Annotated in this window: 1 protein-coding gene; it reads right to left on the bottom strand. The window is 69.2% G+C overall.

The annotated features are described in order from the left end of the window. A partial coding sequence (locus tag G3N93_RS39660) for an acyl-CoA dehydrogenase family protein (RefSeq protein WP_241026906.1) occupies nt 1–1,521 on the bottom strand: 1,521 nt, incomplete at its 3' end. Nucleotides 1,522–1,616: the final 95 nt, after the last annotated feature.

Genomic DNA, 1,616 nt, shown 5'->3' with positions numbered 1-1,616 from the left:
TGGGTGCGTTTGTTTTTTTTTTGCAAGCAGAAGCCGCCATACGCTCTTCCGACACGTGCCTGGAGTGCAGACGGGTGCCGTTCCGATCTCGCGCAGCGCCTCGAGCGCTGCGCGGATGCGCGGTTCGCCCGCGCCGAGATCGGCGAGATCGGCGAGTTCGGCGAACAGCGCCTCAGCCGCGTCGGGCTCGCGCGATATCGCGCGCAGCACGTCGAGGCACATCACGTTGCCCGAGCCTTCCCAGATCGAGTTGACGGGCGCCTCGCGGAACAGCCGCGCAATCGGGCCGTCGTCGACATAGCCGTTGCCGCCGAACACTTCCATCACCTCGCCGGTCAGCTCGACCGCGCGCTTGCACACCCAGAATTTCGCGGCGGGCGTGACGATGCGCTTCCACGCGCGTTCGCGCGGTGAGTCATCGCGCTCGAACGCGTCGGCGAGACGCATCGAGAGCGAAAGCGCCGCTTCGCTTTCGAGCGCGAGATCGGCGAGCACGGTGCGCATCAGCGGCTGCTCGGCGAGCGCGCGGCCGAACGCATGGCGCTGGCGCGTGTACGCGATCGCCTGCACGACGCCCTGGCGCAGCATCGCCGCGCTGCCGAGCACGCAGTTCAGCCGCGTGTAGGTGGCCATCTCGATGATGGTCGGAATGCCGCGGCCCTCGTCGCCGAGCATGATGCCCCACGCGTCGTTCAGCTCGATCTCGCTGCTCGAGTTGCTGCGGTTGCCGACCTTGTCCTTCAGTCGCTGGATCTCGACCGCGTTCTTCGTGCCGTCCGGCCGCCAGCGCGGCACGTAGAAGCACGACGGGCTGCCGGCCTCGGTGCGCGCGACGACGAGGTGCGCGTCGCACATCGGCGCGGAGAAAAACCACTTGTGGCCGCGCAGCCGGTATTCGCCGCCGCGGCCACCCGCGCCGACGGCGGTCGCGAGCGTCGTATTCGCGCGCACGTCGGAGCCGCCCTGTTTCTCGGTCATGCCCATGCCGAACCAGATCGAGCGCTTGTCGGCGACCGGCACGTCGCGCGGATCGTAATCGTTGCTGTAGAGCTTGTCGCGCAACAGTGCCCACAGCGCGGGCTCCTTCTGCAGCACGGGGATCGCGGCCTGCGTCATCGTCGCCGGGCACAGCGTGCCGGCCTCGATCTGGCCATGCAGGTAGAAGCCGGCCGCGGTCGCGGCCCAGCGGCCGCGGCGCGACTCGCGGAACGCGAGCGACACGAAGCCTTCGTGGCGGTACTGGCCGAGCAGCGTGTGCCAGGCCGGGTGGAAATCGACGCGGTCGATGCGCCGGCCGCGCCGGTCGAAGGTGTGCAGTTCCGGCGTGTGGTGGTTCGCTTCGTCGGCGAGCCGCGCGGTGTCGGCGCTGCCGAGCCGCGCGCCGTAGGTGTCGAGCTGCGGCACGGCCCAGTCGGCGCCCGCGCGGGTGAGCGCGTCGCGCAGCGCGATGTCCGTCGCGAAGAGGTTATAGTCGACCAGTTCGTCGAACTGGTTCGTGACGGCGTGAGTCGATTCGGTCATCGAGGTTGTCTCCGGTCTCATGCTTCGCGGGCGGCCGGCGCCATGCCGCATGGATGGCGCTTCGGCGCCGGTTCCGGCCCCCGGTAAAACGCATA

The sequence above is a fragment of the Burkholderia sp. Se-20378 genome, from assembly GCF_017104665.1.
In the GTDB taxonomy this organism is placed as follows: Bacteria; Pseudomonadota; Gammaproteobacteria; order Burkholderiales; family Burkholderiaceae; genus Burkholderia; species Burkholderia lata.
This window is presented reverse-complemented; position numbering and strand designations above follow the sequence as displayed.